The sequence below is a fragment of the Roseibium sp. genome (genome assembly GCF_025698965.1).
In the GTDB taxonomy this organism is placed as follows: Bacteria; Pseudomonadota; Alphaproteobacteria; order Rhizobiales; family Stappiaceae; genus Roseibium.
In genome coordinates this window covers 1-6,065 of sequence record NZ_JAILWL010000406.1, presented here as the reverse complement: position 1 = coordinate 6,065, position 6,065 = coordinate 1, and the positions used below count along the sequence as shown (strand labels likewise).

At 56.2% G+C, this 6,065-nt stretch carries 6 protein-coding genes; 2 read left to right on the top strand and 4 right to left on the bottom strand.

Annotated elements, in window-relative coordinates; all coding sequences use genetic code 11:
* From K5905_RS25310 to K5905_RS25295, 4 genes are all read right to left on the bottom strand, one after another.
* Positions 1-565 (bottom strand): Bax inhibitor-1/YccA family protein (locus tag K5905_RS25310; protein WP_297589307.1); only part of this gene is annotated, 565 nt, incomplete at its 3' end.
* A 171-nt stretch (positions 566-736) separates the two neighbouring features.
* Positions 737-1,510, bottom strand: coding sequence for a hypothetical protein (locus tag K5905_RS25305; RefSeq protein WP_297589305.1), 774 nt, complete (start codon positions 1,508-1,510; stop codon positions 737-739).
* A gap of 167 nt (positions 1,511-1,677) precedes the next feature.
* The gene (locus K5905_RS25300; RefSeq protein ID WP_297589302.1) at positions 1,678-4,260 is read right to left on the bottom strand and encodes an ABC transporter permease; all 2,583 of its coding nucleotides are present in this window, start codon (positions 4,258-4,260) and stop codon (positions 1,678-1,680) included.
* Positions 4,257-4,973 (bottom strand): ABC transporter ATP-binding protein, encoded by a 717-nt coding sequence (locus K5905_RS25295; RefSeq protein WP_297589301.1) that lies wholly within the window; start codon positions 4,971-4,973, stop codon positions 4,257-4,259. Before K5905_RS25295 ends, K5905_RS25300 begins: the two co-directional genes overlap by 4 nt.
* A gap of 122 nt (positions 4,974-5,095) precedes the next feature.
* On the opposite strand from K5905_RS25295, the gene K5905_RS25290 reads away from it, so the two are divergent.
* Together K5905_RS25290 and K5905_RS25285 are read left to right on the top strand one after the other, a co-directional pair.
* Positions 5,096-5,725, top strand: a complete 630-nt coding sequence (locus tag K5905_RS25290; RefSeq protein WP_297589298.1) for an arylesterase — start codon at positions 5,096-5,098, stop codon at positions 5,723-5,725.
* A 73-nt stretch (positions 5,726-5,798) separates the two neighbouring features.
* On the top strand, positions 5,799-6,065 hold a 267-nt coding region (locus K5905_RS25285), incomplete at its 3' end, for an aldo/keto reductase (protein WP_297589295.1).

Here is a 6,065-nt window from a genome sequence, read left to right as displayed (position 1 = left end):
AGAAGATGTTCACGATCATCGCAATGATGATACCGATAAGGCCCATGAACAGGAACGAACCCCAGCCGGAAATGTCCTTCTTTGTGGTGTAGCCGAACAGGCTCAGCGCACCGAAGGCCGCTGCCGTGATAAAGAACACGCGTGCGATCGAACCGCCGGTGTAAACCAGGAAGATCGATGACAGCGAGATGCCCATAATCGCGGAATAGACAAGGAACATCGTGCGGGCGGAGGACGCGCTCATGGATTGAATGCGGAAAGACAGCCACATGACCATTCCAAGCGGTGCAAGCATGACGACCCATTTCAGCGGGCTGCCGTATAGCGTAACACCAAGCTGCGTCAGCATCTGGCCATTGCCAAGGCTTGCGACGGCAGCGCTCTGGTCGGAGGTTGTCGCCAGCATGGCAGTGGCCAGGGCAAAGAAACCGGTCAGGGCAAGCCCGATGGTCATGTAATTGTAGACACCCAGCATATAGCTGCGCAGGCCCTGATCAATGCCGGCCTCGGCACGCGCGCCGGCAACCGTGTAGGTGCCTTGTGGTTGACGGTCAAAGGTCGACATGGTCGTGTTTATCCCCTTCTAGATCGACGTTTGCATGTGACGTCACATGCAACACAACTCCCTCAACATATGGGAAAATGCGGACATAAGCACAAGACGAGATTTCTGAAAAAATCGTAATCTATGTGCTTCCGGCCGCATTATACGTCATTATGTTTAAGATAAGGTCTTTTATTTCATAGCTTTCAGTCGAGAAGCAATCTGGCGGTCGCAAGTGCCGCCTGGGTTTCGGACGATTTCTTCTGCCTGGAAATCAAGAATTTCCGTTTCCTTGTTCCGCATCTGCTCAACCGTTACACCGGGTTTGAACCACTGCAGAACCGCATAGTCGCCTCCTGCATCGGTCAGGAACGCGATCGGCTTGCCATCTTCGGTGATACCCATGCGGCCAACCCGAACTTCCTCAATTGCAGTGTTGCGTGCCTTGCCGTCGATGGTGATCTTGTTTTTGCCGACGTTGAGTTTTTTCAGCGTTGAGCCGGTCGTGCCAACCCAGTTGCCGAAGAACCGCTTGCCCTTTTTCTCCACGGACAGGCAGGAATTTTCAAAGTTCGGAATAGACAGCCGGACGGCAGAGACCTCAATCGGCTCTTCACCTTTTGCGGCAAGCGTGTATTTCATCGAGTTTTCACCGGTCCGGTAGACACGGATCCCAACAGGTGTATAGCCGGAGTCGCCAAGCGTGCGGGTAAAGAAATCGAACTGGTTTTCGTCATTTGTGCCGGCCCGGCGATAAAGCCATCTTTTCGGCAGGCCATCTTCAAATACCAGCCAGTCGCTGACGACCAGACCACGCGGTCCATTGGCCTCGTTCAGCTGCCAGACGCCGGTGTGAAACGGGCTCTCGGCTTGGGCTGATAGAGTAAAAGACGCGGTCGCAACGACAGCAATCGCGGCTGCTTTGGCAAACGTTCTCAAAACAGACTTTCCGGTGAATTCAAGCATGGCTCTGCCCCTGTCCTTATCTGGCCCAAACAATATTCGGATAGCCAAGAAAAAGACAGTGCGCAAGTTGCGTGTGGCTTGTGACTGTGAGGAAAGTTGCTGTTTTTTATGAAAATTTCCTGACAGCTTGTGTGTTATTCCGATTTTGTCGGCCCAGGGTACGTATTTTAGAGATTTCGCAAAACCGGAGCCGGTTTTTCTCCAAGAATTCGCCAGGTGCCGATCAAGCCGAAGCCAACGGTCAGGATGAGCGCCACCAAGGCAGCGCCAGCTGCGGTCACCGGCATCAGAACAAAATTGCCATCCATGATCTGATTGATCACATACCATGCCGCAATTCCGCCTGCGACAAGAGCGAACAATGCTGTCGTCAGGCCGAGAATTGCGTATTCGAGGCCATAGGCCAGGATCAGGCTGGGCCTTGTGGCGCCAAGGGTCTTCAGGATGACAGCATCATAAATTCGACTGCGATGCCCTGCGGCCAGTGCACCTGCCAACACAAGAACGCTGGCGATCAGCGTGATGGAACTCGCACCTCGGATTGCCCATGCCAGTTGTGCGACGAGGTCGTTGACCTGGGAAATGGCGTCCTTGACGCGAACAGCGGTAACTGTCGGGAACGCGTTGGACACTGTCTTCAACAACGCCAGTTCTTTTACCGCAGGCACTTCCTGATCCCAGCCAAGCGTCATCAGGTTGGCGTGGGGCGCACCGGCAAATGTGTTGGGAGAAAACACCATGACGAAGTTGATGCCGAAGGACTGCCACTCGATATCTCGAAGATTGGCGATTTCAGCTGTCAGCTCGCGGCCGAGCACATTGATCGTAATGGTATCACCGATTTCAAGACCGAGTTCCGTGGCCGCTTCCAGATCGAACGAGACGAGCGGGACGCCGGAATAATCCTCCGGCCACCAGTCTCCCTGCGCAAGCGTTGAGTTTTCCGGCAACGTGCTTTCATAGGTTATGCCGCGATCACCGCGCAGAACCCATTCCGATCCTTCCCGCGCAGGCTCAAATTCGTCCGAAGGAATGCCGTTCAGGCTCACGATACGGCCTCGCAACATGGGAACGCTCTGCAGTTTGGACGTCGGGGCCTCCTCCCTTAGCAGCGCCTCGAAAGCATCGCGCTCATGACTTTGGATATCAACGAAGAAAAAGCTCGGAGCTTCGTTGGTGATTGTCGCGGTTAGTTCCCGGCGCAGATTGCCGTCGATCAAGGCAAGGGCCACCAGCAACGACAGGCCCAGACCGAGAGAGAGAACGACCGATGGCGTTAGCGCGCCAGGCCGATGGATGTTGGCGATTGCCAACCGGAGTTCCGTTGAGCGGACGCTCGGCAGCCGTCTGGCGATGAACATGATGACACGGGCAACCGCAACGAGCAGCACAAAGGCGCCCGCCGATGCAGCGATATAGATACCGGCAAGGTTTTTGTCGTGAGACAGGGCAATTGCGATGCTTACCAGAACGAGAACAGTGACTGCCGTTGCGAACAGGTAGCGTTTGCGCGGCAGTTTGGAACCGCCGGTGACAATGTCGCGGAAAAGCGCCGTGGGTGGCACATCATGCGCGCGCCCCAAGGGCCACAAAGCGAAGGCAAGTGCGGTCAGCAGGCCATAAAGAAGACCGAGGCCAAGTTCAGCTGGATAGATACTTGCTGCCAGTTGCACCGGCAGGACACTGGATAGTGCCGCGCCGGCTGCGAACGGAATGATGGCACCGATAACAAGACCGATGCCGATGCCGATCAGCGCAATGATCAGCATCTGGACCAGGTAAATCTGGAAAACGAACCCACCGGTCGCGCCCAGGCATTTGAAACTGGCGATGACTTCGCGTTTGGTTTCAAGATAGGAGCGCACGGCATTGGCGACGCCGACGCCGCCGACGACAAGCGCGGTCAGGCCCACCAGGGTCAGGAATTGAGCAAAGCGGCCGATGCTCCTTTGCAGGCCCGGGGAGGCGTTGGCACGCGAGCGAATCCGCCAGGCGGTGTCGGGTTGCTCGGCCTTTGCCCGATCGACCACGGCTTGCAGGTCCTGGACCCCTGGCGCAGGTGTCATGCGTATTCGGTAGTGCCATCGCACCAGACTGCCGGGTTGAACGAGGCCGGTGTCGGGAATGGCGCCGTCTGAAATCATGAGGCGTGGACCGAAATCCATACCACCGGCAAGCTTGTCCGGTTCGCTTTCGATAACGTCTGTGATCCGAACGGTTGTGCGACCAAGAGCCAGAGTGTCGCCAACGGCAACGTCAAGGCGCGCGAGCAGCGCGAGGTCGACAGCCGCACCCCACATGCCGTCGTTGAAAGCCAATGCGTTTTCAATGGATTGCCCAGAGGCCAGGTCAAGCGATCCATAGAGCGGATAGGCGTTGTCGACAGCCTTGAGTTCAACTAGAGCCTGGTCGCCGGTATCTACCCGCCGGGACATGGCGCGCAAGGTCGCGATGCGAGAGACTTCACCCAGGCCGTCGAGAAACTCAACCTGCTCGGGTTCGGCCTGCCGGTGGATGAGCGAAAAGGACAGATCGCCACCAAGAATCGCCTGCCCCTCCTCGGAGATCCCGTCAGTCAAGGCCCGCGAAACCGAGGTGACGCCTGCAATGGCCGCGACACCGAGCGCAATACAGGCGATGAAAATATAGAACCCCCGCAGCCCCCCACGCAGCTCCCGCAGTGCAAAACGGGTTGCCAGCTTGAAAGTCTGGTTGCCGGATTGCGTGCGACCGGACACAAAACCGCTCATGCGGATACCTCTTCGGCAATATGCGCGCTGTCGGCATGGGCCTCTTCAACTTCCCCGGACCGCATCCGGATCATGCGGTCGCATTTTTCAGCAAGAGAGGGGTCGTGCGTCACAAGGACCAGCGTGGTTTTCCGTTCGCGCTGAGCTGCAAACATAAGTTCGACGATCTGGGTGCCTGTATTCTCATCAAGGTTGCCGGTCGGCTCATCGGCGATGAGGATTGCTGGTTCGACCACGAGGGCGCGGGCCACGGCGACGCGTTGCTGCTCGCCGCCGGACATTTGCGCGGGGTAATGGTGCAGCCGGTGGCCAAGGCCGACTGCCTCGAGTTCCTCGCGGGCTTTCTCGAAAGCGGACGGGTTGCCGGCCAGTTCCAGTGGAACGGCGACGTTTTCAAGAGCGGTCATGTTCGGGACAAGGTGAAAGGATTGAAAAATGATGCCGACATTCCGGCCTCTGAAACGTGCCAGCTGATCTTCCGTGAGAGGTCCGAGCTCCGATCCTGCCACAAGGACCGAACCTTCATCCGCTCGCTCCAAACCCGCCATCACCATCAACAAGGTTGATTTGCCTGAACCGGACGGCCCCACCAGTCCGACGGAAGTTCCTTGCTCGATATCCAGATCGATCCCTTTTAGGATGTGGACCCGACCTGCTCCCTCGCCGAGCGTCAGGTGCACATTTTTCAAAGTGATTGCGGGTGAATTTGTCATTTTCAGGCCTTTACACTGGTCACGCGATCGTCTTCCTGACACAAACATGCCCTCGACAATTGGACGCTCTGCGACCATATGGGCCTGTTATGGCGGCTCTTCCAGTCCTGAGAGATGTTAGCGTGAACCAAATTTTTGCTCTTCTTAACTTCCTGATTGTCTGTCTTGTTCCGATTGCAGCTCAATCCTCCGATCTGAAACTGGTCGTCCTTGGGGACAGCCTGTCTGCCGGATACCAGCTTGGGCCTGATGAAGGATTTCCGGAACAGCTGCAAAAGGTACTCGATGAACGCGGGTTTTCGGTAGATGTCGTGAATGCCGGTGTTTCCGGTGATACTTCGACAGGCGGCCTTTCCAGACTTGACTGGTCCGTGGGGACAGATGCAGATGCGGTGATTGTGGAACTCGGCGCGAATGACGCGCTGCGTGGCATTGAGCCGGGTATCACCCGCAAGAATATTGAGGAAATCACCAAACGACTGCGCGAGCGCGGCGTTGAAGTTCTGCTGGTCGGGATGCTGGCTCCCAGAAATCTGGGTCACGAATATGCAGAAGTTTTTGACCCGATTTATGCAGATGTCGCAAAAGCCAATGATGCTTTGCTCTATCCCTTTTTTCTCGAAGGGGTTGCCCTGAACCCCGATCTCAATCTATCCGACGGCATGCATCCCAATGCCAGGGGAGTCGCGGTCATCGTCGAGAACATTCTGCCGAAAGTGGAAGAACTTTTGGCAAAAGCCCAATCCTCCTGAAGGGTGTCAGCCTCCGGCATTTGGTCCAGGAGGTGTCAATAACGCCCGATACCCAGATTTGAAGGAATACCTGATGGAACAGCGCCGTCTTGGTCGCACGGATGTGCAGGTAAGTGCATTATGTCTCGGAACAATGACATTCGGCGAACAGAACTCTGAGGCCGAAGGCCACGCTCAGATGAATTTCGCCTTTGATCAAGGCATCAATTTTTTCGATGCGGCCGAACTCTATCCGATCCCGGCGAAAAAAGAGACGCAGGGCAGAACCGAGCGGATCATCGGCACCTGGCTGAAGAATACCGGAAATCGTGACAAGACCGTTGTCGCGACCAAGGTTGTC